The sequence below is a fragment of the Thermodesulfobacterium commune DSM 2178 genome (genome assembly GCF_000734015.1).
GTDB classification, from domain to species: Bacteria; Desulfobacterota; Thermodesulfobacteria; order Thermodesulfobacteriales; family Thermodesulfobacteriaceae; genus Thermodesulfobacterium; species Thermodesulfobacterium commune.
In genome coordinates, this window is record NZ_CP008796.1 from 1,727,737 (window position 1) to 1,753,585 (window position 25,849).

Consider the following 25,849-nt stretch of genomic DNA (forward strand, 5'->3'; position numbering starts at 1 on the left):
AACACATATAAAATAATTTGTGAAAATTTTAAGATTATTTTAAAAAATAGCTATAAAATAAAAGTTTTAGGAGGTAGAGACATGATTTTTCGATTTTGTGTTAAGTTTTTATTTGTTTTGATGTGGATTTTAACAGCTTTTATTCCTTCTTTTGCTGAAGAAAAAGAGACAAAGCTTGAGGAGATTGTGGTAACTGCAACGAGAACTGAGAAAGAGGTGGGATCTGCTCCAGCTTCTGTAAATGTTGTTACAAAGGAAAAGATCGAGCTTAAAGCTCCAAAAACAATTGATCAAACACTTAATGATATCCCTGGGGTCATGGTAAGAAGGGGCAAGGGCTTGATGGATACACTTTCTTTTATTACTCTAAGAGGAATTCCTGAACAAAAAAGAACTTTGATTATGATTGATGGAGTTGTTCTAAATAATCCCTATACTGGAAATGTAAAAATGGGCGGATACTTTCCTGAAGACCTTGAAAGAGTTGAGGTTGTAAAAGGACCTTTTTCCTCTCTATATGGTGGTTATGCGATGGGTGGTGTTGTAAACTTTATCACAAAGATGCCTGAAAAGAGAGAATTTACCTTTAAAACAGGATATGGCTCAAGCTGGGACCGCGGAGAGGCAATGGATGACTTAAGAAGAGTTTATATTTCTTATGGAGATAAACTTTGGGGCAAATTTAGCATATTTTTAAGCTATGGCTGGCAGGGAACAAATGGATATCCCACTGATTTGAATGTCCAGACAACAAAGCCACCAGTAGGAATTACCGGATATGAGGTAACCTCCACGAAAGAGGGTAAAACTGCCTATTTAATTGGTGATAAGGGAGATAATAGGTGGTGGGATGATGGAATAACAATTAAGGCACAGTATGAGTTTACAAAGGATACGAAGATAAATATTTCATTTATGAGAAATCGTTATGAGTATAACTACGATGATCCTCATACTTACTTGAGAAATGCCGCAGGAAATCCAGTTTGGTCTTACGGATCTGTTACAGAAAACTCATTCCTTAATGGTGCTGGAGGAAGAATTCAGAATACCTATGCCCTGAGTTTTGAGACCTCTCTTTTTAAAGACTTAAAGATGAAGCTAAATCTTTCATACCTTGACACAGAAAAAGATTGGTATGTAACAACAAGTTCTGGTGCAAAGTTGGATGGTAGCTGTACTTCAACTTCATGCTATGTATCAAATACTCCAGCAAAAGCTTACATGGCAGACCTGCAGTTTAGTGTTCCACTATTCAACAATCAGATTCTTACCTTTGGTGGTTCTTTCAGACACGGATATGCAAATACAAAAGAAAAATATCTCAAAAACTGGAAGGACGAAAACTTAACAACAACCTTAAAATATGAATCAAAGGGGAAGGATAAGACCTACTCTTTCTTCATTCAGGATGAGATAATGCTTCTTAATAATCTTACTGCTTATATTGGATTCAGGCAGGATTGGTGGAAAACCTATGATGGATATGCTAATGATGTTGGTAAAGCTGGATATCCAAAGGAGTATCCATCAAAGACCGCTTCTTCTTTTAGTCCGAAATTTGCTCTTGTTTATAAACCCTTTGCTATTACAACCCTTCGTGGCTCGATTGGAAAGGCATTTAGACCACCAACAGTATATGAGCTTTACAGAACATGGACTTCTGGGTCAACCATCTACGTTTCCAATCCTGATTTAGACCCTGAAAAAGTTACCTCATGGGATATTGGAGTTGAGCAGAAACTCTGGAAAGGTGCAAAGGTATCCCTGATATATTTTGAAAACTACATGAAAGACTTAATTTATCGTAAAACTGTTAAAATTGGATCATATACCCGGCAGGAGTATGTCAATGTTGGAAAAGCTGAATCTCGTGGAGTTGAGTTTGAGCTTGAGCAGAAATTTGAAAATTGGTTTAGAGTTTTCGTAAATTTCACCTATACAGATTCTGAGATCAAAGAAAATGAGGCAAAGCCAGAAACTGTAGGTTGCAGATTGACATATACTCCATTATGGAAGGCAAATATAGGAGCTGAGTTTGAGAAATCCGGTTTTCAAGTATTTATCATTGGTAGATATGTTGATAAGTGGTATGGTAATGATGACAATTCAGACAAAGAAAAAAATGTTTATGGTTCCTATGATCCATACTTTGTCGTTGATGGAAGAATTGCATATCAGATAACTAAGTTTGCAAAGCTTAGCTTCTCAGTTGATAACATATTTGACAGAAAATACTATCAATACTACAGAGCACCGGGAAGGTCATGGTTCGCCGAGCTTACTTTAAAGTTTTAGTAATATTAACAACATTTTTAATGGTAGGGGTAGTTCATGCCTCTACCATAACTATAACTGACAAGCTTGGAAGAAAGGTAAGTCTTAAAGTCCCTGTTAAAAGAGCAGTAGTTGTCATTTCATATGAGCTTATACCTGCATTGAATTTATGGGATCAGGTTGTAGGTGTGTCTCGCTGGGCAGAGGAAAACTGCGGTTTGTATAAAGCATTTGTAAATGAGAATCCTGCACTTAAGAAACCTTTAGTTGGTGCTGGAAGTGATGTAAATGTGGAGGCTGTGTTGAAACTTAATCCTGATGTAGTAATTACATGGACATACAATCCTAATACAATAAGATTTCTTGAACAAAAGGGAATAAAAGTAATTGGAATATATCCTGAAAGTCTTACAGAGCTTTACCGGGATATGAGAATGCACGGAAAGATTTTCGGTAAAGAAAAGAAAACAGAAGAAGTAATAAAAGAAATGAACAGAATATTCAAACTTATTGAAGACAGAGTAAGTAAAATACCCTCAGATAAGAGAAAAAAGGTAATCCATCTTGGAGGAACTCCAACAAGGGTTTCAGGAGTATTGGGAGTTATTAATGATTTAATAAAAATTGCAGGAGCAATTAATCCTGCAGGCACAATCATGCAAAGAAATGTTGATGTTTCAGTAGAAAAAATAATTGAGTGGAATCCGGATGTAATATTCATCTGGGGTTCTGCAGGATATGATGAATCCTGGCTCTACCATAATTCCCAGTGGAGGTTCATAAAGGCAGTAAAAAACCGTAAAGTCTACAAGCTTCCAAGGTGGTCAACATGGTCGCCAAGACTAGCACCAATTGCTCTTTACATGGCTATGAAGATTTATCCTGAGTATTTTAGGGACATTAACTTTGAAAAGATAGCTGATGATTTTTACAAAAAAGTGTTTGGAATATCTTACTATAAAGTGAAGCGGTATGAAGGGTATTAAAGCGATAATGATAATTTTTTCTCCTTTACTTGTCTCTTGGATTGCTCTTTTTCTTGGTGCCTACGAGATTACGCCATTCATGGTTTTAAAGATTCTTTTGAATGAGACATTTCATATCTTTGAAATCGGAGATATACCTGAAAAGGCAATAATTATTGACATAAGACTTCCGAGAGTGATCCTTGCCGGATGTGTAGGTGCCTCACTTTCAGTTTCAGGAGTAACCCTTCAGGGTATATTCAGAAATCCTCTGGTTGATCCATTTATCCTCGGGATTTCAGCAGGTGCTGCCTTTGGATGTGCCCTGACTATCGGATTTTTGAGTGTGCTTCCTGTTCAGATTATGGCTTTTTTATTTGCCGTGCTTGCCGTAGTCATTGCTTATACAGTTGCGAGGGTGCAGGGGGAGGTGTCCCGTCTCCCTCTTATTCTTTCTGGAGTGATAGTTTCAGCCTTTTTTACAGCAATGGTTTCAATAGTCAAATTTCTTGTTGACCCTCACAAACTTCAGAGCATCGTTTACTGGCTTATGGGAAGTTTCTCTCTTGCCGACTGGAAAGCTGTAAAAATTGGAGCAGCTGGAGTTTTTTTTGGAGTTTTGCCTATTTTTTTAATGCGATGGAGGCTTAATGTAATGAGTATGGGAGAAGAGGAGGCTAAGGCACTGGGAGTAAACATAAAGAGGGAGAGACTACTTTTCATAGGCTTTTCAACTTTTGCTGTAGCTGTGGCTACATCTCTTTGTGGGATCATAGGATGGGTTGGTCTTATCGTGCCTCATCTGGTAAGAATGCTTACAGGGCCTGACCATAGAAGCCTTGTTCCACTTTCTCTTTGTGCAGGTGCTGCCTTCATGATTGCTGCCGATACTATTTCAAGAACTCTTACAAGTTTTGACATACCTGTAGGAATAGTAACAGCCCTTACTGGTGCACCATTTTTCCTATACCTTATGAAACATGGGGGTCAAGAAGCCTGGGGTAAGTGATGCTTAGCGTAAAAAATATTTATTTCAAGCATAAAACAACCGGAAGGGAAGTTTTAAAGGGTGTAAGTTTTGATGCTCTGGATGGTAGCATTACCACAATTCTTGGCCCAAATGGTTCAGGGAAAACCACACTTTTTAAATGCATAATCGGACTGTGGAAACCTCATAAAGGCGAGGTTATGGTTGATGGTGTTTCTGTAGATAAGCTTTCTTTCAGAAAAAGGGCAAGGATTTTTTCGGTGGTTCCTCAGGAGCATGAACCTCCTTTTCCCTATTCAGTTTTTGATGTGGTTTTGATGGGCAGAGCAAGCTATGTTGGAGTTTTTTCATCTCCTGGTAAAAGAGATTATGAAATGGCTGAAGAGGCTTTAAAAATAGCTGGAATTGAACATTTAAGAGATGTGCCCTACACAAAAATAAGTGGTGGAGAGAGACAGCTTACCTTGATTGCAAGAGCTCTTTGCCAGAATGCTCCTGTGATGTTACTTGATGAGCCGACCTCACATCTTGATTTTAGAAATCAGATAACTCTGCTTAAAAAAATCAAGGAAATTGCAGGACAGAGAAAATTGACTGTTGTTATGACCCTACACGATCCAAATCTGGCAGGTATTTTTTCTGATAAGGTGGTTGTAATTAACTCAGGAACCAAGGTAGCAGAAGGAAGTCCTGAAGAAGTTCTTACAGAGGATTTGATTAAAAGAGTTTATGATGTTGAGGTAAGAAAAACTCAGATTAACGGACGAAGTATAATATGTCCTGTTTTGTAGGAGGATTAAAATGCTCAAAATAGTTTCCATCGTTTGGCAGAGCTATTACAATGCAGTTTTAAGAGCATCAAAAAGTATTAAAGAGTTTAAGATAAAAGTCTACTCAGCAAGAGTCCTTGACTCAAAACCTGAGAGGCTTGATGAAGTCTTGAAAGAGATTAAAGATGCTGATATTTTATTTCTTTATCGTTCAACAGAACCAGTTTGGGAAGAGATAGAAAAAACAATAAAGAAAGAGGGTTTAAAAGCAAAAATAGTATGCCTTGGGCATGATCCTTCTTACTGGATGCTTTCCAATGTAGACCATAAGATTGTGCATAAAGCATATAAATATCTCGTGATAAATGGGGAAAAAAATATTAAAAATCTATTTCTCTTTCTTGCTAATGAGCTCACCGGTTTAAATATTCTTTATGATGAACCCGAAGAAATTCCATGGGAAGGGCTATATCACCCAAGGGCAGAAATCATTTTTACTGATGTTGAGGAATATCTCAGCTGGTATCAAAGATACAAACCTCATACATACGGAAAAAATCCCACAGTTGGAATACTTTTTTCGAGGCATTACTGGATAAACGGTAATACCGAGGTTGAGGATTTGCTTATTGAAGAGCTTGAGGCAAAGGGATTTAATGTAATCTCAGCGTTTGCCTATTCTGTAAAGGATAATGCTTTAGGAACAAAGGGTAGCGGAGAGGTAATATTAGATTGGTTCTTTGATGAGCATGGTACACCAAGAATTGATATTATGGTGAAGCTTATCTCCTTTTTCTTGGGAACTAACAGAGAAAAGACAATAGATAACACTGAAGTAGCCGCAGATGGAGTTGAGATTCTGAAAAGGCTTAATGTGCCGGTTATTTCACCCGTCTCTTCTTATTATAAAACAATTGAAGAATGGGAAAAGGAAGATTTAAATCTTGATATTGGTTGGTCTATTGCGCTTCCTGAGTTTGAAGGAGTCATTGAGCCAGTTATTATTTCTGCGCAAAAAGAAGGCTCTGAAGATGAAAGGATAAAAGTCCCAATAAGAGAAAGGGTGAAAAAACTTGTAGAAAGGATTTCTCGATGGGTTGAGCTTAAAAAAACTCCTGCCCATGAAAGAAGGGTTGCCTTTATACTTCACAACAACCCATGTGCCTCTGTTGAAGCAACGGTTGGCTCAGCTGCTTATCTTGACAGCATTGAAAGTGTAGTTGAGATTATGAAAAAGATGAAAGAATCTGGCTACAATGTTGATCCACCTGAGAACGGAAAAGCCTTGATAGATGAGATAATGAGTAAAAAGGCAATTTCAGAGTTCAGATGGACAACTGTTGAAGAAATCGTTGAAAAAGGTGGTGTTATTGCTTTAGTTGATAAGGAAAAATATCTTGAATGGTTCAATGAACTTCCTCCCAAGACCCGTTTAAAAATGATTGAGGCATGGGGAGAGCCTCCAGGGGAACACAAAAATGAAATACCTCCTGCAATGGTTTACGATGGAAAAATCGTAATCACAGGGCTTAGATTTGGAAATGTTTTGGTTATGGTTCAACCAAAAAGAGGATGTGCAGGAGCAAGATGCGATGGACAGGTCTGTAGAATACTTCACGATCCCGATACACCACCACCTCATCAGTATGTGGCAACGTATAAGTGGCTTTCCCGTGAGTTTAAAGCTCATGCAGTAGTTCATGTAGGCACTCATGGAAATCTTGAATTTTTGCCAGGTAAAGGGGTTGCCCTTTCTCAAGCCTGTTTTCCTGACATTGGTATTGATACAATGCCTCACCTTTATATTTACAATGCCGACAATCCACCTGAGGGTACCATCGCCAAGAGACGCTCTCTGGCAGTTCTTGTTGATCACATGCAGACTGTCCTTACGGAAGGAGGACTTTACGATGAACTTTTAGAGCTTGACAGACTCCTTGGTGAGTATGAAGAGGCAAAGAAAAAAGAACCTGCAAGGCTTCATGTTCTTGAACACTTGATAATACATGCGATTACCAAATCAAAGCTTGACAGAGAGATAAAAGTTTTATGGCAGGGCAAGAAGATTTCACTTTCAGAGTTAAGCCATGATGAGCTGCATCAGATACCCTTTGAGAAAATTGTGGAAGAAGCGCATGCAAAGCTTTCGCTTATTAGAAATACCCAGATCCAGGATGGTATGCATGTTTTTGGCAGGGTTCCAGAGGCAGAAAGAAGGATTGATTTTATTTATTCAATTCTAAGATACGATGCAGGAAGTGAAGTTTCACTGAGAAAAGAGATCGCAAAATTACTTGGATACGAGCTTTCAGATCTTGTTTCGAATCCTCAGGGTTTTGATCCTGAAAAAGGCAAATCCTACGGTGCAATTTTAGAAGAGATAGACAGGATAGGCAAAGAAGTGATAAAAAAAGTTTTGTTTCAGGAGGTTAACTGATGGAAATTTTAAAGAAGATTGACTGGCAAAGACCAGAATGGAAGGCAATAAAGGAAAAAATTCTTGAAATTAACAGAAAGATTGAGGAATCACGTGAGATAGAATCTTTACTTCATGGACTTTCTGGAGGGTATATTCCTCCAGGTCCTTCAGGATTGATAGCCCGTGGAAGGGATGATGTTTTACCTACAGGGAGAAACTTTTACAGCCTTGATCCCCACAGAGTTCCTACAAAAACTGCCTTTGAGATTGGTAAAAGACTTACTGAAAAACTTATTGAAAAGCATGTTACTGAAGAGGGGAGATATCCAGAAAATGTTGCTATTTATTGGCAGTGCTCAGACATCATGTGGGCAGATGGAGAGGGTATGGGTCAGATTATGTATCTTTTAGGAGTAAAGCCTATATGGCTTTCCAATGGAAGGGTCAAAGGGTTTGAAATAATTCCTTTAAATGAGCTTGGTAGACCCCGCATTGATGTCACCATCAGGGTCTCAGGTATTACAAGAGACAATTTCCCGATGTGCATCGAACTTATAGATGAGGCCATACAAGTAGTTGCCTCTTTAGATGAGCCATTGGATATGAATTTTGTTCGCAAGCATACTTTAGAGTTAATTGCTCAAAATGAAGTTGACTTTCGTTCAGCAACATTAAGAGTTTTCTGCTCAATGCCTGGTACCTATCAAGCAGGGACTCAGCTTGCTGTTTATGCTTCGGCATGGAAAGAAGAAAAAGACCTTGCGGAAGTATTTCTTTACTGGAATGGATATGCCTACGGAAAGGGAATCTGGGGTGAAAGCAAGCATAAAGAGTTTGCCCAGATTTTAAAAAGCGTTGATATTACTTACAATAAAGTAGTATCAGACGAGTACGATCTTTTGGGATGTTGCAGTTATTTTGGAACTTATGGAGGAATGACAGCTGCAGCAAGGCATTTAAGTGGTAAGGAGGTAAAAACCTACTATGGAGATACAAGAAATCCTGACCATGTAGAGGTAAGAACACTTTCTGATGAGATAAGACGTGTGGTAAGGACAAAGCTTCTAAATCCAAAATGGATTGAGGGAATGAAGAGACACGGATATAAAGGTGCTGGGGATATTTCAAAAAGAATAGGAAGAGTCTATGGTTGGGAAGCAACAACTAAAGAAGTTGATGACTGGATATTTGATGACATAGCAAGAACATTTATCATGAACGAGGAAAATAGAAAATTTTTTGAGGAACATAATCCATGGGCGATGGAAGAGATTGCCAGAAGACTTATTGAGGCGATGGAGCGCGGATTGTGGAATCCTTCCGAGGATGTAAAAGAGGTCTTGAAGGTATTTTATCTTGAAATTGAAGGCTGGATAGAAGAAAAAATGGGAGATATTAAAGGGGATTTTCAAGGAGGTTCAATTGATGTTATAACAGCAGAAGAGGTAGAGTTCTGGAAAAATAAAATGAGAGAGGTAATAAAATGATATTTCCATTTACTGCTATTGTCGATCAGGAAGAGATGAAGCTTGCATTAATTCTTAATGTGATCGACCCAAGCATCGGTGGAGTACTTATTATGGGTGAAAAAGGAACTGCTAAATCAACAACTGTTCGTGCTTTGGCTGATTTACTTCCTGAGATAGAAGTGGTTAAGGGTTGTAGATTCAACTGTTCCCCGGAAGGGCCTTTTTGCAGTGATTGTTTAGAAAAAATTAAAAATAACGAAACATTAGAGTTTGAAAAAAAGAAGATGAGAGTGGTTGAGCTTCCACTTGGAGTAACCGAAGACAGGGTTGTTGGGAGCCTTGATATTGAGCATGCAATAAAAAAAGGCGAAAAACGCTTTGAGCCAGGTATTCTTGCAGAGGCCAACAGAAACTTTCTTTATATTGATGAAGTGAATCTTTTAGAAGATCACATTGTGGATTTACTCTTGGATTCTGCAGCGATGGGAGTAAACACGGTCGAAAGGGAGGGGATCTCCTTTGTTCATCCTGCAAGATTTATTCTTGTTGGAACCATGAACCCTGAAGAAGGAGAACTCCGTCCACAACTTCTCGACAGATTTGGACTGTGTGTTTTTGTTAATTCATTAAAAGAAAAGAGTTTAAGAGTTGAAGTACTTAAAAGAAAAGCCGAATTTGATGATGATCCTGAAGGTTTTTTAAAAAAATGGGAACCTCATCAACAAAGCCTTGCCGCAAGGATCATAAAGGCAAAAGAGAATCTTAAAAACGTAAAAATTACTGAAGACGCTCTCTCTAAAGTTGTTGAGATTACTTCTCAATTAAATCTTGATGGTCATAGAGCAGACATAGTGATGTTAAAAGCTGCCCGTGCTCATGCAGCGTATAATGAAAGAAAAGAGATTATTCCAGATGATATTAAAAAAATTGCGCCTTTAGCTTTAAAACACAGGCTTAAAAGACTACCTTTTGAAGAAATCTCAACAGAACTGGAAAAGCTTAACGAAGTTATTACACGAATATAGAATGACTTTTTCAGATTTTGTAGACCAAGAACAGGCAAAACTTGCTCTGATTTTAAATGCAATACTGCCAGACTGTGGTGGACTTCTATTAGTTGGTAAGAGAGGAACAGGCAAGTCCACCCTCTTAAAAGCTTTCAAAAATATTGTTCAGGCTCTTAATATTCCTTTTGTTGAACTTCCCATGAATTCTACTGAAGAGGCAGTTTTAGGCGGAATTGATATTGAAGAGACAGTTAAGCAAGGTAGAAGAATTTATCAAAAAGGACTTGTTTCAAAGGCACACGGGGGATTTCTTATGATTGAAGATATAAACCTTTTCCCTAATGATATACTCTCCCTGATTTTTGAAGTCCAATCAAGAGGGGAAAATATCATTGAAAGAGAAGGAATTACACTAAAAGAGCCAGCTAAATTTCAGATTCTTGCAACGATGAACCCAGAGGAAGGAGATTTTTCAGCTCATTTTCTTGATAGATTTGGTATGTGCGTGATTATGGATGAAATTAAAGATAAAAATAAAAGGATAGAGATCGTAAAACTTAATCTCGACTGTGCAGATCAAAATAAGGATTTTCAGTTAATAGAAAGAATTTTAAAGTCAAAGGAATTTATCAAACAACTCAGACTTTCAGATGAAATAAAAGAATACATAGCCGAATTAACGCTAAAAGAAGCTGTTTCAGGACATAGGGCTGATATATTTTTAATGTATGCCTCAAAGGCCTATGCAGCTTATAAGGAAGAAAAAGAAATCCGAAAAGAACATGTTGATAGGGTTGCTCCTCTTGTTTTTATTCACAGAAAAAGGCAGGTTGAGAATCCTCAAACAGAAGAGAAAGAACAAGAGCAGAAAAGAAAGGAAAATACAGAGGAAAGAGGAAACAAAGAAAATAAACCAAAACATACTTCATCAACTCAATTTTCCGAGCAAGGAAGTCCTCAGGAAAGGCCATCAAGTGAAAAAGAGGAAGTTTTTCCAGTTGGTGACAGCTTTAAAGTAAAAAGAATTTTATTAAAAAAGGATAGAATTTTGAGAGAAGTTTTTGGAAGAAGAACAAAAACAAAAATAAAAGGTAGAGGAGGAAGATTTGTTAGAAGTTTAATGCAAAAAAGAGAGGATATTGCCATTTCTGCAACACTTAGAGCAGCAGCCCCATTTCAAAAAGTAAGAGGTAGAAAAGATAAGCTTATCATAAAAGATCAGGATCTAAGATATAAAGAAAAAGAGAGAAAGATGAGCCATATTGTTATATTTGTTGTGGATGCTTCTGGTTCTATGGGTGTTGAGCAAAGGATGATACAAACAAAAGGAGCAATACTGTCTCTTCTTATGGATTGCTATCAGAAAAGAGATAAAGTTGCGATGATTGTTTTCAGAAAAGACCGTGCAGAGGTAGTTCTCCCCCCAACCTCTTCTCATGACCTTGCTTTAAAAAGACTAAAACAAATTCCCACAGGAGGTAAAACACCACTTTCAGCAGGGCTTATGGAAGCATATAAGTTGATAAAAAGAACATCTTTAAAAGAACCAGAAGCCCGTTTTTTGATGATTCTCGTCACAGATGGCAAAGCTAACGTTCCTATCGCTGAAAAATCCTCTATCACTTTATTTGAAGAAGTCAGGAAAATCTGTTCTACACTGAAAAATATACCTAAAGTCGATTTTGTAGTCGTTGATACAGAAAAGAAAAATAAATTTATAAAAATAGATATGGCACTAAAAATTGCAGAATGGCTTTCTGGTAAATATTTTAAAATAAATACTCTTACATCTGAAAATCTTGTAGAAATTGTAAAGTTCTATAAGATAGATTAAAGATTGTTTTGGTAGAAAATCTACAGTTATTAATTGTATCTATCCCTGCAAAGTAAGAACCTTCTTACTAGAGATACCGCTTTGTGAACCAAATTCATCTTAGTATTCAAAAAGAAGAAATTTTTCATAGGTTGTAAATTTTTATCGGCAAATTAGGGCTAATGCGTGTGCTTGACTTTTATACCGGTAAGTTTTAAAATAAAAATAGTTTAAATATTAATACGAAATTTACTTTTGGTAGTTAGGGACTATGGAGCTTAAGAAATTAAAAAGAATTTCAGAATACGAGTGGGAAATTTCTCCTGTAGGTGATATGAAAGTTCCTGGAAAAATTTTTGCCAGTCAGAAGTTAGTTGAAGAAATGGATGAAAAGGTCTATGAGCAGGTCTGTAATGTAGCAAGTCTTCCTGGTATTGTGAAGGCTTCTATCGCCATGCCAGATGCTCATTGGGGATATGGGTTCCCTATCGGAGGGGTTGCTGCCTTTGACCCTGAAGAAGGAGGTATCATCTCTGTCGGTGGGGTGGGATACGATATCTCCTGTGGGGTTAGAACTCTTCTTACTCCCTTAGAAAAAAACGAAGTAATTCCTCATTTAGAAACTTTGGTAAAGATGCTTTTTGAAACCGTTCCTTCAGGGGTAGGCTCGGAGGGAACTATAAAGCTTTCCCCCTCTCAATTAGATGAGGTCTTAGTTGAAGGGGCTAAGTGGGCGGTAAAAAAGGGGTATGGGATTCCAGAAGATTTGGAGTATATAGAGGAAAAAGGTTGTATGCCTGGAGCTGACCCCAGCTTTGTGTCTATGGAAGCCAAAAAGAGACAACACAGACAAATAGGGACCTTAGGCTCAGGGAACCATTACTTAGAAATTCAATATGTCTCAGAGATCTATAATCAGGAAGTAGCTGAGGTGTTTGGTCTTTTTAAAAACCAGGTGGTAGTTACCTTTCATTGTGGTTCTCGGGCTTTGGGGCATCAAATCGCTACCGATTATCTTCCTGTTTTAGCCAAGGCTGCAAGGAAATATGGTATCCCTATCAAAGAAAAAGAGTTGGTTTGTGCCCCTATCGACTCTCCTGAAGGAGAAAGTTATTTTAAAGCCATGGTTTGTGGGATAAACTGTGCTTTAGCCAACCGCCAGGTGATTACCCATTTAGTAAGAGAGGTTTTTCAAGAGATATTCCCAGGGATATTCCTTAAAGTACTTTATGATGTTAGTCATAATACCTGTAAAGTGGAACATCACTTAATAAACGGTAAACTAAAAAAGCTTTATGTCCATCGTAAAGGAGCTACGAGAGCTTGGGGTCCCGGGAGAAAAGAGTTGCCTAAGGAGTATCAAAAGGTAGGTCAGCCTGTTATCATCGGTGGTTCTATGGGGACAGCCTCTTACATTTTGGTCGGCACCGAAGAAGGAGAAGAAAAAGCCTTTGGTTCTGCCTGTCACGGAGCAGGAAGGACGATGAGTAGAAATCAAGCTATTAAAACTTTTAGGGCAGACCAAATAATAGAAAATCTAAGGAAAAAGGGTATCATAGTAATGGCTAAATCTAAAAAAGGGTTATGTGAGGAAGCACCAGAGGCTTATAAGGATGTTAACGAGGTAATCGAGGCTACCTGCAAGGCAGGTCTTACCAAAAAGGTAGCTAAGTTAATACCTATAGGTTGTATTAAAGGCTAAAATCTCGTTAAAAAGGGGGTAGGTGATGAAAAAGAGATGGGTTAAGTTTTTAGGTATCGTTTCTGCTGGGTTGTTAGCTTTTGGTTGTAGCTGCCCTATCGAAGCTCCAGAGAAGGCAGTAGCTCAACCTGCACCACAACCACCAGCTTGTCCAGAGTGTGTAAAGAAGGTAGAGGATGAGTTAAAAGCTTTAAAGCTTCAGGTAGAAAGTCTTAAGTCTCAAGTTGACAACCTCAAGGTTGATACAGCAGAGGCCAAGCAAGCTTCTCAAAAAGCAATAGAAGCGGCAAACAAAGCTGAAGAAGCTGCACAAAAGGCAGAGGCAGCTGCCAAAAAATGCGAAAGAGTTTTTGAAAAAGGATTAAAAAAGTAAGGTTATGCAGCGTCCTTTTGAAGCACTCGGGGAATACTTTGGTATAAGTATTCCCCGAAAAAAGTTAAAGTTAAACGATCCCTTGCTTTTGGAAAAACCCTCTTTTTGCGAGGAAAAGGACTGGTCTGAGGTGGTTAGCAGGGCCAAACCTCTTAAGGAAAAAAACTTTCTTTGGTTTTTTACCCCTAAAAAACCATTCTGGGACCTTAAAAAGGATTGGCCTCCTAAAAGAATAGACCTTAAGGTTTGGCTCACTTCAGAATACATAGAAGGTGGTTTTTCCAAGACTTACAAAAGTTTAGTGTATGAATTAAGAGAAGGAAGGTTTTCTGTTAAAAAAACCTTAAACTTGAGAGGGATGTTTGTAGAGGAGGCCAAAATCGCGTTCGAAGAGTTTTTGAGGGAGGCCATTATAAACGGTGATAATTGCGTGCTTATCATCCACGGAAGAGGCCTTTCTTCTAAAAAAGAGCCGGTGCTTAAAACCAAGGTTAAAGAATGGCTTGAAAGGGGACCTTTTAGAAAATATGTTATGGCTTTTTGTTCTGCCAGACCTTGTGATGGAGGGTTAGGGGCAACCTACGTCCTCTTATCTTCAAAACCTATCAAAAAGTCTAAAAAGTCGTAGTGTTTTATGTTTTTACAAGGTCCAAGGTCAAAACTTTTTGTCACCGGTGATCCTGGAGTAGGCAAAACTACCTTAGTCGAAAAGTTGACTAAATATTTATCAAAAATAAACCTTCCGTTTAAAATAAGAGGTTTTTTTACCAAAGAAATCAGAGAAAACAGCAAGAGAAAAGGTTTTAAAATCATCGATCCTTTTCTTTCTAAAGAATTTCTCCTTGCCAAAAGAAAAGACCTTGTTAATCCCTCAGAGTCTATAAACACTTACCATACTGTAGGAAAATATGCGGTGTTTTTAGAGGGGTTAGAAACACTTCTGGAAGAGTATAAGAAAGATTTGATAGACGGGGCTCAGGTTTTTTGGGTGATAGATGAAGTAGGAAAGATGGAAGCTTTATCTAAGAGTTTTTGTCATTTTATAGAAAAGCTCTTAGGTTCTTCTTGTTTTTTACTTGCAACCGTAGGCAAAGGAGAAACACCTTTTTTAAAAAAGGTTTTTTCCTTTGAACCAGCTTTAAGGTGTGAAGTAACCACTGAGAACCGAGATTTTCTGGAAGAAAGACTGAAAATAGAGTTCAAAAGAAAGGGTAAGTTGATAGTTTTTGAGGGGATAGATGGAGCAGGTAAAACCACCGTTAGTAAGCTTTTGGTAAAAGCTTTAGAGGATCAGGGAGTTTCAGTTTTTTGGGGATGCGAACCTACTTCTCAAGGCCCTTATGGTAAAGTTTTACGCGAAAAGCTGCAACAAAGAGAGGCCCATCCGTTAGAGATTAAACAACTTTTTTTGAAAGACCGGGAATGGAACGTAAAAAATTTTATTTTACCTAAGCTTAAGGAAGGAGCTTGGATAGTTTTAGACAGATATTATCTTTCTACTCTCTCCTATCAAGGAGCTCAAGGGTTTGACTTAAAAAGCCTTTTTATAAAAAACGAGACCATCGCTCCTTTGCCAGACTTGGTAGTTTACTTAGACCTAACGATAGATGAGGCCTTAAAAAGGCTTAACTCTACCAGAGACAACCTTACGTTTTTTGAAAAAACCGAGTTTTTAACCAAAGTAAGAGAAAACTACTTAAAAATCCTTCCTTGGTTTAATCACGTAAAATTAGATGCCACAAAACCTTTAGAGGAAAACCTGAATTATTTGATAGAAACTTTACACCGTAAATTTAAAAGTTCCCTTTCCTAAAATGTCGTGAAGATGTAAAATCCCGGTAAGTTTTCCGTCAAAGTCCACAACCGGTAAAACCGTAATCAGATGTTTTTCCATCATTTCTAAGGCTTCGTAAGCTAAGGCATTTTCTTGTATGGTTTTAGGGTTTTTGGTCATTACTTCTTCTACTTTAAGATTATCTATAGAGCCATACTTTAAAAAAATCCTTCTTAAATCTCCGTCGGTGATGATACCTGTAAGAGCATTAAATTGGTTTACGACTAACACGCATCCCAGCCTTTTTTGATCTATTTCTTTTATGGCTTCCTTTAAAAAGGTACCTTGTAATACCTTAGGAATGTTTTCACCGGTAAGCATTATTTCTTTAACCTTAACCTTAAGCCTTTCCCCTAAAGAACCTCCAGGATGATTTTTCCTGAAATCTTCAGACCCTAAGCCCTTGATTTCAAACAGGCAAATAGCTAGGGCATCACCTAAGGCTAAACAAGCGGTAGTGCTGGTGGTAGGAGCTAAGTTAAAGGGACAAGCCTCTTTGGGTACCCTTCCGTTAATCACCACGTCTGAAAGCTGGGCTAACCGGCTATCTAAATTTCCTGTAATACTGATGATTTTTATGTTTCTTTTTTTTAGTATGGCTACCAACTCACAAACCTCAAGGGTATTCCCTGAATAAGAAAGGGCAAGGACCACATCTTCAGGGGTTACCATCCCAAGGTCTCCATGTAAAGCCTCTACAGGATGAAGAAAGAAAGCCGGAGTTCCGGTAGAAGAAAGGGTAGCTGCAATTTTCCTTCCTATAATACCACTTTTTCCTACCCCTGTAACTACTATTCTTCCTTTAGTTTGTAAGATGATATCTACCGCTTTTACAAAGGAGCTATCAAGATTCTTTATAACTTCTTCTATCCCTAATTTTTCAGTTTCTAACACACTTTTAGCTTTTTCTAAAATCTCTCTTTCTTTTAACATGTGTAAACCTCAGGTGAATTTTTAATGAAAAACAGGAGGGTTTATCGGGACTTCAAAAAGTATTTTTTGTTCTTCAACCCCTACCATTATAGAAAGAAGTTCTAAAACTTTGTTTATCATCCTGGTAATCATTTCTTCTCGATAGAAAAGAGCACTTAATTTTTGCTCTATTTCTCCTGAGGGATCTGAAGAAAAATCTTTTTTCGAAAGGTGTTTGTAAAACTGGTAAAAAACTTTTCGCATATTGACCCGTTCTTTTATGTTTTTCAAGATCTCTTCAGGTTCAAATGACTTTTGGGTAGATACAAGGTTTTGAAAATATTTTATGTCTTCTTCTTGAAATTGCCAAAAAAGGTCTATCCAATCTTCAAGACTGATCACTTTATCTTGATTCTCCATGAGTTTTAATGTAAAACAAATCCTTAAAAATGCAACCTGGTTTAAGACCCTATATCTTCAGAAAAAGAGGAAAGGTTGAACAAGACAGAGTTTTTAAGTACCCTTTTGGCCCCAACGAACCGGTTTCTGAAATAGTTGCTGTCTAAGGAATCTACAGCAAGCCCCTTTTTAGTAGAGGAAAAATGCATAAAACGGTTGTTTCCTATGTAAATACCTACATGGTTTATACTCTCAGGCCTTCTGTTTTTAGCAAAGAATAGTAAATCCCCGGGAATAAGTTCATCTTTAGACACGGAAACCCCTATCCAAAACTGTTCTCTTGAGGTTCTCGGAAGTGCTATTCCTAAACTCTCAAACACCTTTTTTACAAACATAGAACAGTCCATATATCCGTTGCCATTACCTCCTAACTTATAACGATAATCCTCATATTGTTTGGCTATCTCAATAAACTTGTCTTGCAATCGTTTTTCATCCTCTTGGTCTAAGAAAGATCTGTTTAAAAAGAAATCAGAAAAGCTGTGAGATTTTGTTTTTTCTTGAAAGGCAACCGCAGGGTTTTCTAACACAAAAGGTTCATCATCATAGGTGGGGATCTTTAAGGCCTGCCCCACAAAGATTACGTTGTCTTCAAGGTTGTTTAGTTTTTTAATATCCTCGATAGGTATACCATACCTTAAAGAGATGTTGTATAAAGTTTCTCCTTCTTTAACCTTATGCCAGATAAAACCTGTGCCTGAAGGAGCTTCTATCTTGGGTAGGTTAACTTTTTCCTGGACTAAAACCCTTTTTTCTTTTACCTTAATTACCTTGCCTACTCTTAATTTAGTATGACTTAGATGATTAATTCTTTTTAGTTCTTCTACCGAAACTCCAAACTTTTTAGCGATGCTAAAAAGGGTGTCCCCCTTTTTTACCTTATAGGTTATCCATTGAATTTTCTCTTTTTGTCCTACCTTCTTGGGAGTAGCAGAGACAACCTCAGTTGAGATAACCCTTGGTGAGTCAACCTCTGGGGAGATAATCTGTGGTGGTTGTGAATCCACTTTTTGTGAAACCTCTTGTTGGGAACTTTCTACAGTTTTTTGTTCTAAAAATTCTATAGGTTTGTTAGAAGGAATTTTTACTATCAACGATTGTCCTACCTTTAAAGAATGGTCTGATAGCTGGTTTATTCTTTTTAGTTCTTCTACTGAGACTCCAAACTTTTTAGCGATGCTAAAAAGGGTATCTCCCTTTTTTACTACATAAACAGAAGGACTTTCGGGTAAGGAGGTTTGTATTAAGTTTTTTGAGGAAGGAGCGGTTTTTGCTTCTGAGATAGGTTGGGTAGCAACAATCTTTATGGTTTGTCCAGGTTTTAATTGATGATTTTTAAGCTGATTAATTCTTTTAAGGTCTTCTACCGAGATCCCAAACTTTTTAGCGATACTGTAAAGGGTGTCTCCTTTTTGAATTTTATAGGTAATGGGTTTGTTAGAAGTTTTAACAGCTTTTAACGAGGCTGACTTTTTAGTTTTTGAAGGTTTTTTAGAGGTAGTTTTGGTTTTTGCATCAACTTGATAGGCACCAAAAAGAAAAAAACAACAAACAACCCATAATATGGCTAAAAAAGGATTTTGAAATATTTTAGATTTGTACTGTTTTGACATGGCAAAGATTTTTTAAAAAGTTTTATAAGAAAAATACCAAAAAATTGGCAAAAGTCAAGTAAAATTTTAAAAAAAGTTCTTTTTAAAGATTTTTGGGTTTTAAAAGCGTAAAAATTATTTTTTTTATCTTTTTTAAGCTTTTTTTAGGTTGTCTAGTAGTTGTGTTTTAACAAAATCTGTATAAAATTTAAAATAAATAGATTAGGAGGTTCTAAAGATTAACGTTTTCTTAGATTTTGAGGTTGCTACCAAATTAGAATTATTGAAAAAACTTTATGAACACTTAGAAAACACCTATCAAGCCTGGGATCTTTTTTGTAAACCAGGTTGTAACCTTTGCTGCACACAGCGTATTTATGCTACTTCTTTAGAGGCTTACCATCTGTTAGAAAAGATTAGTCCCGAGGTTTTAACCAGGGTCTCGCATCTCCAAAATTATCCAAGGCCAAAGATTACCCATAACCAGACCCTCCTTTGCTATCTTCAAGGTACAGAGCCCCCTTTAGAGGATTATCCCCCTCATTTGTCTACGTGTCCTTTTTTAGACGAAAAAGGACTTTGTATGGTTTATCCTTATCGACCTCTTATGTGCAGGATAATGGCTTCAACCAAAAGCTGTGAACAGGGAGAGGCATCTTTACCTCCTTTTTTGTTTTACGTTGGGACCCTTGCTTTACAGTTAGCTGAAAATATAGACATTGGGGGGCTTTATGGGAATCTTTTTGATCTTTTAAAGTTTTTAAAGGATTATAAGGAGGGGCAAGTAGAGGAAGTGCCTCCTTATCTTCTTTCTAACGTAGATGTGGACGAGTTACCCGTCCTCCCTGAGGAAAAAGACCTTAGGTCCTGGGTAGGCACACTTTATCGGACCCATGTAACAGAAGAAAAAAGTTTTAGAGAAGTTTTACAAGAACTAAGAGAAAAATTTAGAGACAAAAAATCTCTTTCCTTTTTAGAGGAAATTTTTTAACATGTATCAAGGCGAGGTTATAAAAAACCTTCCTCTTTCTCAGAACGTTTATCTTTTGAGGGTAAAAACAGATTTAGATATAATCTTTAGTTTTAACCCAGGGCAATTTGTCAAAATCAAAATTAACGAAAGGATTGACCCTCTTATTCCCAGGCCTTTTACCATACATGATGTAAAAAAGAATAGTTTTTACGTGCTTTACCAGGTAGTGGGAAAAGGGACCAAAGCTTTGTCTTTGGTTCAACCAGGAAATAAGATTGAGTTTTTAGGTCCCCTTGGGAAACCCTTTCCTAAGCTTGAAAACTATGTAATCTGTGCAGGAGGCATAGGAATAGCAGGTTTTATCTATCTTTTAGAAAGCATAAAAAGAAAAACCCATCCCTATGTGTTACCCAAGAAAATTTTTTATGGGGCTCGTACAGCAGAAGACCTGGTTTGTTATCCCTTTTTAGAGGGTATCGGTACTAAGGTAGAGATAGCCACAGAAGACGGCTCACAAGGCTATAAAGGGTTGATTACCGAACCTTTGATAAAGTATTTAGAAAAAAACAAGGTAGACGTGCTTGCCTGTGGTCCTTTGCCTATGTTAAAAGCAGTAGCAAAAATAGCCCAAAGTTTTGGGGTAAAGGCCTATCTTACTATGGAAACCTTTCTTTCTTGTGGTACAGGTTTTTGTAAAGGCTGTGTAATTCCGCTTAAAAACGGAAATTATGCTCATCTTTGTATAGAGGGCCCTACTCTTTTAGCAGAGGAGATTGACTTTGAGGCCCTATCTTAAAATCAGGAATCTCGAACTTAAAACACCTCTTATGCTGGCTTCAGGTACCTGGGGCCTTGGAGAAAACTTAGACCTCTATCTTACTAAGGAAGAAATTAAATCTAACATAGGTGCTTTTGTTTCTAAAGGAATCTCTCGTTTTCCTAAGAAAGGCAACCCCCCTCCTCGTCTTTATGAAACTCCTTGTGGATTGATCAATTCCATAGGGCTTGAAAACCCGGGTTTAGAGGTCTTTAAAAAAGACTATCTCCCTAAGCTTCTTTCTTACGAGGTGCCACTCATCATTAACCTTCACGGAGAGGAAGTAGAGGACTTTGTAGCCCTTGCTGAAGGTTTTAAGGAAGAAAAGGTAGATGGTATAGAGCTTAACATCTCATGCCCTAACGTTAAGAAGGGTGGTCTAGCCTTTTCCTCTGACCCAAAGGGGGTTAAAACCCTGGTAAAAGAGGTCAGAAAGGTTTGGGAAAGGTTTTTAGCAGTAAAGCTTTCTCCTGTAGGTCCAGTTTATGAAATAGCCGAAATCTGTGAAAAAGAAGGGGTAGATGCTTTAGTAGTAGCCAATACTTATCCTGCTTTAGGGGTGATAGGTTTAGCACCTTTAAAGGTTATCAAAGGAGGTCTCTCAGGTCCTGCCATAAAACCTTTAACCTTAAGGTTGGTATACGAACTTGCCCAAAAGGTTAAACTCCCTATCATAGGTAGCGGAGGCATCCTTTCTGGAAAGGATGCTTTAGAATACTTGGTTTGCGGTGCTAAAGCCTTTCAAATAGGGGTTGCCAACTTGATAGACCCCACTTCTGCTGTAAAAATAATTCAAGAGATGGAGGAGCTAAAAAAGAAACATGGCTTATTTGGTTAGAGGGTTACCTGTAGATAAAAATTTTAGGGTCTATGCGGTTTGTTGTAAAGAGATAGTAGAGGAAGCTCGTCGTCTGCAAGGGTTAAGCCCTGTGGCTTCAGCTGCGTTGGGAAGGGCTTTAGCAGGGGTGGCTTTACTTTCTGCTGACCTGAAGATAGGTAAGGTCCTTTTGCAGATCAAGGGAGACGGTCCACTCGGTGAGATTTTAGCAGAAGGTGATTATCAGGGATTTTTAAGGGGAACGGTACAAAATCCTCACGTTTATATAGACCCTATCAACCGAAAACTTCCTGTTGGGCTTGCGGTTGGAAAAAAAGGTTTTATCTCTGTGGTAAAAGATTTAGGGTTGAAAGAGCCTTATTATGGGTCTGTAGAACTGATTTCAGGAGAAATTGCCGAAGACTTGGCTTATTATTTAACCGTTTCTGAACAAATCCCATCTGCCGTAAGTTTGGGGGTTTTGGTTGATAGAGACGGAACCATCCTTGCTGCAGGTGGTTTTTTGGTCCAAAAACTGCCAGAGGCAACCGAGTCTGAATTAGAAGAAATAGAGGCTAAACTTAAAAATTTCCCTCCTGTTACCTCACTTTTATCTTCAGGTAAAACCCCAGAAGAGATTTTACAGATGATTTTCCCAAACCTTCAAATATTAGAAAAAAGGCCTTTAGCCTGGAGATGTACCTGTTCTGAAAAAAGGGTAGAAGAGGTTTTGATAGCCATGGGAAGAGGAGAACTTGAGGGTTTTTTAAAAGAAGGAAAGCCTGTCTCTGTTACCTGTGAATTTTGTAAGAAAACTTATCATATTTCCTTGGAAAGGGTTAAAGAACTTTTAAAGGAGGTTATGGATGTTTCTTAGGTTGATACTCTGGTTGGTTTTGATATTGTTGTTGGTTTTCTTTGTAGTTTTTAACATAGACCCAAAGGTTAATCTACATATTTTCCCTGGGGTTACTTTGGAAAACATCCCTTTAGCCTTAGTCATCATCATAAGTTTTATTTTAGGGGTACTTTTTGGAATTATGGTTTCGATTACCCAGATGATAAAGCTAAAACTTGAGATAAGAAAACTGCAGAAAAAGGTTGAAGAAAAACATGAAAATCCTGAACAGACTCTTTGAGCTTTTAAACGAAGGGGTAAAAAAAGAGGTTTTCCCTGGTGCAGTTGCAGGGGTTTACTATCAACAGAGGCGATACATAGTTGGGGCTGGTTATCAGGCTTTAACCCCATATACCGAACCTGTAGAAGAAAACACCATCTTTGACCTTGCCTCCCTTACCAAGCCTTTAGCCTTGGTGTTGGGATTTTTAGATTGTTTAGCTAAAAACTCCAAGATAGCAGACCTTTTTTCTCCTGTAAAAAATTACCTGGACCTTAAACCTCCTCTTTCTGAAATTCCCGTTTATCGTTTTTTTAACCATACCTCAGGTCTCAAAGCATGGTACCCTTTTTATCAGGAAATTTTAGAAAAAAGACCAGAAAAGCCCTTAGAATATATAATAAGAAAAATAGAAGAAATGCCTTTGGAATATACTCCTGGGGAGAAAAGCTTATATTCAGACCTTGGTTACTTTATGTTAACCTATCTCTTAGAAAACTTATCTGGAGAACCTTTAGAAAAAATCTTTGAACAGGCTAAAAAAAGAATTTCTTTAGGAAAAAAGTCTTTTATAGGTTTTAATCCTCTAAAAAAAGGAATAGACCAGGAATATATAGCCCCTACCTCTGTTTGCCCCTGGGGTAAAAAACTATTGAGAGGAGTTGTTGAAGACGAAAACACCCGGGCTTTGGGTGGGGTTTCTGGGGTAGCAGGGCTATTTGGTAACATCTACGGAGTTCTTGATGTTTTAGAATTTTTGCTAAAGGCTTATCAACAAGAGGAATCGGTTTTTTCTGAGCATTTAAGAACTTTTGTAAATTTTAGGGAAAAAAATTCTGAATATGCCTTAGGTTTTATGTTGCCCAATCCTAAGGAAAAAGAAATTTTGAAGGATAAAATTTCTCCTAATACTTTGAGACACACCGGTTTTACCGGGACCTCCTTTTTGATAGACTTTGACCAGGGAATTATCATCGTACTTTTGTCAAACAGGGTGCATCCTACCAGGGACAACCTAAAAATAAGGGATTTTAGGCATTATTTTCATCAACAGGTTATGGAAGCCCTTAACTGAAAGCTTCGCTTAGTTCTTTACTTCTTAGGTAAGCCTTATATATGGCCTCGATTACTGTTCCAGGAAATCCCTTTTGGTAAAAAACCTCTAAAGCGGTTATGGTGGTTCCGGCAGGAGAGGTTACCATGGCTTTGATTTCATAGGGGTTCTTTTTTAGTTTTTTCATCATTTCTACCGAGCCTACAACAGTTGCCAGGGCCAGCTTTTCTGCCAGAGGCCTTGGCAAACCTGCTCTTACCCCTCCGTCTACTAAAGACTCTATAAACAAAGCTACATAAGCAGGTCCACTTCCTGAAAGAGCAGTTACTGCATCAATCAGCTCTTCTCCTACCACCACCGTTTCACCTATGGCAGAAAAAAGCTTTTCTGCCGAAGTTAAGTCCTCTTCAGTAGCAAAGCTTCCCTTGGTTAAAGCACTTATGCTTTTATGCACGATGGCACAGGTATTCGGCATAACCCTGATGAGTCTTGTCCCTTGAGGTAATAATTTTTCGTAAAAACTGATCGGAAGTCCTGCAGCGATGGTAATTAAAAGATGCTTTTCTATATCGATATGTTCTTTTATCTCTTCCAAAACTTTTTTCATTACCTGCGGTTTTACCGCCAAAATTATTTTTGCACAACCTTTTAAAACCTTTTCATTTTGGTCTACGGTGTGGACTTTATAGGTAGAGCTCAGGTATTCGCGTCTTTCTGCCACCGGTTCAGAAACAAAAATGTTTTCTGGACTAAAAAGTCCTTTGTCTAACAATCCTTTGATGATAGCCTCTGCCATCATTCCCCCGCCGATAAAACCTATCGTAGCCATCTATCCTTCCTCCGCTTTGGTCTTTTGTTTGGAATCTATTATAAACACCAAAAATTTTTCTGTAAAGATGAAATCGTAAAAGGGTTAACTTATTCAAAATATATTTTTTATTGACAAAATTTAATATATCAAGACAAATTTTATTTATTTTTTAAATATAAATTTTTATTACTTATTGCAAATAAAACGTATATTTTATATTGAAAAAATCTATTTGACTTAGTATTGAAATTGTAATAAAAACTTAACTTAAAAATAATACTATTATCAAAAGGAGGGGTAAAATGCCTAAGGTAGGTGTATATGTATGTCATTGTGGAGAAAACATTAAGGGTGCGGTTAATATCCAGGAAGTAGTAGAGTTTGCTAAGACCTTACCTGATGTAGTGGTTGTGAGGGACTATCAGTTTATGTGTTCTGACCCTGGGCAAGAGTTGATCAAGAATGATATTAAAGAAGGGCTGGTTGACAGGGTTGTGGTTGCTGCTTGTACTCCAAGGACTCATGAGGCTATCTTTAGGGTAGCTGTTGAGTCAACTGGTTTGAACAAATATTTTTGTGAGATGGCTAACATAAGAGACCAGGATAGCTGGGCTCATTGGCATGATAAAGAGGGGGCTACCAAAAAGGCTAAAAGGCTTGTTGCCAGTGCGGTGGCTAAGGTAAGATTGGCAGAGCCTTTAGAAGATCGCTTTCAGGATGCAGAAAAGTCGGTTTTGGTGGTAGGAGGTGGGATCGCAGGTATCTTTGCTGCTTTAGACCTGGCAACGATAGGTTTAAAGGTTTATCTGGTAGAAAAACAGCCTTCTATCGGTGGGGTTATGGCCAAGCTTGACAAGACCTTTCCTACGATGGACTGTTCAGCTTGTATCTTAACCCCAAAGATGGTTGAGGTTGCCCAGCATCCTAACATCGAACTTATCACCTATGCCGAGGTAGAAGATGTTAAGGGTTATGTAGGAAACTTTGAGGTTACCATCAGGAAAAAAGCCAGATATGTAGACTGGGATAAGTGCACAGGTTGTGGTCACTGTATGAACATTTGTCCTTCCAAGGCTCCAAACGAGTTTAACCTTGGTTTGGATAAAAGACCAGCCATTTACATAGAGTTTCCACAGGCAGTGCCTAAGAAGGCGGTGATAGACGCAGACAACTGTTTGTATTTTAAGACTTTGAGAAAGACAGGTAAGACAGCCTGTCAGATCTGTCAGAAGGGTATACCTAGCAAGAACATCGAGGGTTGTCCGGCGGGGGCGATCAACTATGAGGACAAGGATGAGTTTATCAAGGTAAAGGTAGGGGCTGTAATACTGGCTACAGGGTTTAAGGTTATGGACAAACATCATTTTAAGGAATACTCCCCTAATTGTCCTGATGTTCTTACTGCCCTTGAGTTTGAAAGACTTATTTCTGCTACAGGGCCTACGGAAGGGCAGCTTAAAAGACTTTCTGACGGGCAAAAGCCCAAAAAATTAGCCTTCATCTCTTGTGTAGGAAGCAGAGATGAAAGACATCACAGTTATTGTTCAAAGGTTTGTTGTATGTATATGTTTAAGCATGCCAAGATTCTCAAAGAGAAGTATCCAGACATAGACCTATATCTTTTCTTCATAGACGTGAGGACTGCAGGAAAGGATTTCGAAGAGTTTTATGTGACACTT

At 37.9% G+C, this 25,849-nt stretch carries 22 protein-coding genes and 1 pseudogene; 19 read left to right on the forward strand and 4 right to left on the reverse strand.

All coding sequences use genetic code 11. The annotated features are described in order from the left end of the window. Nucleotides 1-81: 81 nt before the first annotated feature. The 12 genes from HL41_RS09365 (at nt 82) to tmk (ending at nt 15,596) form a co-directional block, all read left to right on the forward strand. The gene (locus HL41_RS09365) at nt 82-2,298 is read left to right on the forward strand and encodes a TonB-dependent receptor (RefSeq protein ID WP_081856521.1); all 2,217 of its coding nucleotides are present in this window, start codon (nt 82-84) and stop codon (nt 2,296-2,298) included. Nucleotides 2,299-2,318: 20 nt separating this feature from the next. Beyond that, complete coding sequence (locus HL41_RS08695) at nt 2,319-3,263, forward strand: ABC transporter substrate-binding protein (RefSeq protein ID WP_200870704.1); 945 nt, start codon at nt 2,319-2,321, stop codon at nt 3,261-3,263. After that, entirely contained in the window at nt 3,250-4,251 is a 1,002-nt protein-coding gene (locus tag HL41_RS08700; protein ID WP_028843044.1) for a FecCD family ABC transporter permease, read from the forward strand. Before HL41_RS08695 ends, HL41_RS08700 begins: the two co-directional genes overlap by 14 nt. After that, nucleotides 4,251-5,021 carry an ABC transporter ATP-binding protein gene (locus HL41_RS08705; protein ID WP_022855299.1) on the forward strand — a complete coding sequence of 257 codons (771 nt, stop codon included), beginning with the start codon at nt 4,251-4,253 and terminating at the stop codon, nt 5,019-5,021. Before HL41_RS08700 ends, HL41_RS08705 begins: the two co-directional genes overlap by 1 nt. Nucleotides 5,022-5,031: 10 nt before the next feature. Next, nucleotides 5,032-7,437 carry a cobaltochelatase subunit CobN gene (locus HL41_RS09895; RefSeq protein ID WP_200870705.1) on the forward strand — a complete coding sequence of 802 codons (2,406 nt, stop codon included), beginning with the start codon at nt 5,032-5,034 and terminating at the stop codon, nt 7,435-7,437. Next, nucleotides 7,437-8,906 carry a cobaltochelatase subunit CobN gene (locus HL41_RS09900; RefSeq protein ID WP_200870706.1) on the forward strand — a complete coding sequence of 490 codons (1,470 nt, stop codon included), beginning with the start codon at nt 7,437-7,439 and terminating at the stop codon, nt 8,904-8,906. Before HL41_RS09895 ends, HL41_RS09900 begins: the two co-directional genes overlap by 1 nt. Continuing rightward, nucleotides 8,903-9,913 carry an ATP-binding protein gene (locus HL41_RS08715; RefSeq protein ID WP_022855300.1) on the forward strand — a complete coding sequence of 337 codons (1,011 nt, stop codon included), beginning with the start codon at nt 8,903-8,905 and terminating at the stop codon, nt 9,911-9,913. The genes HL41_RS09900 and HL41_RS08715 overlap by 4 nt, the downstream gene beginning before the upstream one ends. Before the next feature lies 1 nt (nt 9,914). Continuing rightward, nucleotides 9,915-11,729: a VWA domain-containing protein gene (locus tag HL41_RS08720; protein WP_038061987.1), complete on the forward strand. Its 1,815-nt coding sequence runs from the start codon at nt 9,915-9,917 to the stop codon at nt 11,727-11,729. A 250-nt stretch (nt 11,730-11,979) separates the two neighbouring features. Then, on the forward strand, nt 11,980-13,410 hold the full coding sequence (locus HL41_RS08725) for an RtcB family protein (RefSeq protein WP_038061989.1): 1,431 nt from the start codon (nt 11,980-11,982) through the stop codon (nt 13,408-13,410). A 25-nt stretch (nt 13,411-13,435) separates the two neighbouring features. After that, the gene (locus HL41_RS08730) at nt 13,436-13,783 is read left to right on the forward strand and encodes an alanine-zipper protein (protein ID WP_022856148.1); all 348 of its coding nucleotides are present in this window, start codon (nt 13,436-13,438) and stop codon (nt 13,781-13,783) included. Nucleotides 13,784-13,787: 4 nt separating this feature from the next. Beyond that, complete coding sequence (locus HL41_RS09195; RefSeq protein WP_051754618.1) at nt 13,788-14,411, forward strand: Smr/MutS family protein; 624 nt, start codon at nt 13,788-13,790, stop codon at nt 14,409-14,411. A gap of 6 nt (nt 14,412-14,417) precedes the next feature. Continuing rightward, on the forward strand, nt 14,418-15,596 hold the full coding sequence (gene tmk, locus HL41_RS09200; protein ID WP_051754619.1) for a dTMP kinase: 1,179 nt from the start codon (nt 14,418-14,420) through the stop codon (nt 15,594-15,596). Here tmk and HL41_RS08745 read toward each other — a convergent pair. From HL41_RS08745 to HL41_RS09205, 3 genes are read right to left on the reverse strand one after another with little or no spacing between them, the layout of a single operon-like run. Next, nucleotides 15,564-16,550 (reverse strand): KpsF/GutQ family sugar-phosphate isomerase, encoded by a 987-nt coding sequence (locus HL41_RS08745; RefSeq protein ID WP_038061991.1) that lies wholly within the window; start codon nt 16,548-16,550, stop codon nt 15,564-15,566. The genes tmk and HL41_RS08745 overlap by 33 nt on opposite strands. Nucleotides 16,551-16,571: 21 nt before the next feature. Next, nucleotides 16,572-16,949: a hypothetical protein gene (locus tag HL41_RS08750; protein ID WP_038061994.1), complete on the reverse strand. Its 378-nt coding sequence runs from the start codon at nt 16,947-16,949 to the stop codon at nt 16,572-16,574. A gap of 41 nt (nt 16,950-16,990) precedes the next feature. Beyond that, nucleotides 16,991-18,601 (reverse strand): C40 family peptidase, encoded by a 1,611-nt coding sequence (locus HL41_RS09205; RefSeq protein ID WP_051754620.1) that lies wholly within the window; start codon nt 18,599-18,601, stop codon nt 16,991-16,993. 262 nt (nt 18,602-18,863) lie between these two features. On the opposite strand from HL41_RS09205, the gene HL41_RS08760 reads away from it, so the two are divergent. Genes HL41_RS08760 through HL41_RS08785 form a run of 6 tightly spaced genes read left to right on the forward strand, consistent with a single transcriptional unit; the run spans nt 18,864 to nt 23,380 of the window. Beyond that, entirely contained in the window at nt 18,864-19,571 is a 708-nt protein-coding gene (locus HL41_RS08760) for a YkgJ family cysteine cluster protein (protein WP_038061996.1), read from the forward strand. 1 nt (nt 19,572) lies between these two features. Then, nucleotides 19,573-20,349 carry a dihydroorotate dehydrogenase electron transfer subunit gene (locus HL41_RS08765; protein WP_022856141.1) on the forward strand — a complete coding sequence of 259 codons (777 nt, stop codon included), beginning with the start codon at nt 19,573-19,575 and terminating at the stop codon, nt 20,347-20,349. Beyond that, nucleotides 20,333-21,208 carry a dihydroorotate dehydrogenase gene (locus HL41_RS08770; RefSeq protein WP_038061999.1) on the forward strand — a complete coding sequence of 292 codons (876 nt, stop codon included), beginning with the start codon at nt 20,333-20,335 and terminating at the stop codon, nt 21,206-21,208. Before HL41_RS08765 ends, HL41_RS08770 begins: the two co-directional genes overlap by 17 nt. Further along, nucleotides 21,192-22,064: an Hsp33 family molecular chaperone HslO gene (hslO, locus tag HL41_RS08775; RefSeq protein ID WP_038062002.1), complete on the forward strand. Its 873-nt coding sequence runs from the start codon at nt 21,192-21,194 to the stop codon at nt 22,062-22,064. The genes HL41_RS08770 and hslO overlap by 17 nt, the downstream gene beginning before the upstream one ends. Next, entirely contained in the window at nt 22,054-22,326 is a 273-nt protein-coding gene (locus tag HL41_RS08780; protein WP_028843164.1) for a lipopolysaccharide assembly protein LapA domain-containing protein, read from the forward strand. Before hslO ends, HL41_RS08780 begins: the two co-directional genes overlap by 11 nt. Further along, the gene (locus tag HL41_RS08785) at nt 22,301-23,380 is read left to right on the forward strand and encodes a serine hydrolase domain-containing protein (RefSeq protein ID WP_038062004.1); all 1,080 of its coding nucleotides are present in this window, start codon (nt 22,301-22,303) and stop codon (nt 23,378-23,380) included. The genes HL41_RS08780 and HL41_RS08785 overlap by 26 nt, the downstream gene beginning before the upstream one ends. Here HL41_RS08785 and proC read toward each other — a convergent pair. After that, complete coding sequence (gene proC / locus HL41_RS08790) at nt 23,373-24,188, reverse strand: pyrroline-5-carboxylate reductase (protein WP_038062007.1); 816 nt, start codon at nt 24,186-24,188, stop codon at nt 23,373-23,375. The genes HL41_RS08785 and proC overlap by 8 nt on opposite strands. Before the next feature lie 284 nt (nt 24,189-24,472). Between proC and HL41_RS08795 the strand changes: the two are divergent. Then, a pseudogene (locus tag HL41_RS08795) lies at nt 24,473-25,843 on the forward strand (FAD-dependent oxidoreductase); the annotation flags it as partial. Nucleotides 25,844-25,849: the final 6 nt, after the last annotated feature.

Excerpts from the sequence above, each read along its gene's own strand:
- HL41_RS08705 (WP_022855299.1), top strand. The coding sequence starts at position 4,251 with ATGCTTAGCGTAAAAAATATTTATTTCAAGCATAAAACAACCGGAAGG.
- HL41_RS08765 (WP_022856141.1), top strand. The coding sequence starts at position 19,573 with ATGTATCAAGGCGAGGTTATAAAAAACCTTCCTCTTTCTCAGAACGTT.
- HL41_RS08715 (WP_022855300.1), top strand. The coding sequence starts at position 8,903 with ATGATATTTCCATTTACTGCTATTGTCGATCAGGAAGAGATGAAGCTT.
- HL41_RS08785 (WP_038062004.1), top strand. The coding sequence starts at position 22,301 with ATGAAAATCCTGAACAGACTCTTTGAGCTTTTAAACGAAGGGGTAAAA.
- HL41_RS09195 (WP_051754618.1), top strand. The coding sequence starts at position 13,788 with ATGCAGCGTCCTTTTGAAGCACTCGGGGAATACTTTGGTATAAGTATT.
- HL41_RS08750 (WP_038061994.1), bottom strand. The coding sequence starts at position 16,949 with ATGGAGAATCAAGATAAAGTGATCAGTCTTGAAGATTGGATAGACCTT.
- HL41_RS08695 (WP_200870704.1), top strand. The coding sequence starts at position 2,319 with ATGGTAGGGGTAGTTCATGCCTCTACCATAACTATAACTGACAAGCTT.
- HL41_RS08700 (WP_028843044.1), top strand. The coding sequence starts at position 3,250 with ATGAAGGGTATTAAAGCGATAATGATAATTTTTTCTCCTTTACTTGTC.
- HL41_RS08725 (WP_038061989.1), top strand. The coding sequence starts at position 11,980 with ATGGAGCTTAAGAAATTAAAAAGAATTTCAGAATACGAGTGGGAAATT.
- proC (WP_038062007.1), bottom strand. The coding sequence starts at position 24,188 with ATGGCTACGATAGGTTTTATCGGCGGGGGAATGATGGCAGAGGCTATC.
- HL41_RS09205 (WP_051754620.1), bottom strand. The coding sequence starts at position 18,601 with ATGTCAAAACAGTACAAATCTAAAATATTTCAAAATCCTTTTTTAGCC.
- tmk (WP_051754619.1), top strand. The coding sequence starts at position 14,418 with ATGTTTTTACAAGGTCCAAGGTCAAAACTTTTTGTCACCGGTGATCCT.
- HL41_RS08745 (WP_038061991.1), bottom strand. The coding sequence starts at position 16,550 with ATGTTAAAAGAAAGAGAGATTTTAGAAAAAGCTAAAAGTGTGTTAGAA.
- HL41_RS08730 (WP_022856148.1), top strand. The coding sequence starts at position 13,436 with ATGAAAAAGAGATGGGTTAAGTTTTTAGGTATCGTTTCTGCTGGGTTG.
- HL41_RS09895 (WP_200870705.1), top strand. The coding sequence starts at position 5,032 with ATGCTCAAAATAGTTTCCATCGTTTGGCAGAGCTATTACAATGCAGTT.
- HL41_RS08720 (WP_038061987.1), top strand. The coding sequence starts at position 9,915 with ATGACTTTTTCAGATTTTGTAGACCAAGAACAGGCAAAACTTGCTCTG.
- HL41_RS08780 (WP_028843164.1), top strand. The coding sequence starts at position 22,054 with ATGTTTCTTAGGTTGATACTCTGGTTGGTTTTGATATTGTTGTTGGTT.
- HL41_RS09900 (WP_200870706.1), top strand. The coding sequence starts at position 7,437 with ATGGAAATTTTAAAGAAGATTGACTGGCAAAGACCAGAATGGAAGGCA.
- hslO (WP_038062002.1), top strand. The coding sequence starts at position 21,192 with ATGGCTTATTTGGTTAGAGGGTTACCTGTAGATAAAAATTTTAGGGTC.
- HL41_RS09365 (WP_081856521.1), top strand. The coding sequence starts at position 82 with ATGATTTTTCGATTTTGTGTTAAGTTTTTATTTGTTTTGATGTGGATT.